Source organism: Gelidibacter salicanalis (genome assembly GCF_016469035.1).
Lineage (GTDB): Bacteria > Bacteroidota > Bacteroidia > Flavobacteriales > Flavobacteriaceae > Gelidibacter > Gelidibacter salicanalis_A.
In genome coordinates, this window is the sequence record NZ_JAEHJZ010000192.1 from 1 (window position 1) to 288 (window position 288).

Annotated in this window: 1 protein-coding gene; it reads right to left on the minus strand. The window is 48.6% G+C overall.

Annotation, left to right across the window (positions count from 1 at the left end; translation table 11 throughout):
• Window positions 1-61 precede the first annotated feature (61 nt).
• Window positions 62-288 (minus strand): helix-turn-helix transcriptional regulator (locus JEM65_RS21325; RefSeq protein ID WP_199603747.1); only part of this gene is annotated, 227 nt, incomplete at its 5' end.

A 288-nucleotide genomic window follows, 5' to 3' on the forward strand; every position in this document is an offset into this window, starting at 1 on the left:
GCCTCTGCGGTGATTTTCTCGTACTTCGCGCTGTATGTAGTGATCACCGGCTATCGCGAATTTATCGTGTAAGCGATGGATTCATCTGCTGCGAAGCGTTGAGGGACAGCGAATAAAGATGGGGAGTGATCCCCATCATTTTACGAAAAGTATTAATGAAATGGCTTTGATCGTAAAAGCCCAGGCGGATCGCCACATCCAGCGCATTGTCGTTTTTACGCAACTGATTGCGGGCTTCCAGTAAACGTAACTGCATATGGTATTGCAGCGGCGTCATGCCGATGTGCT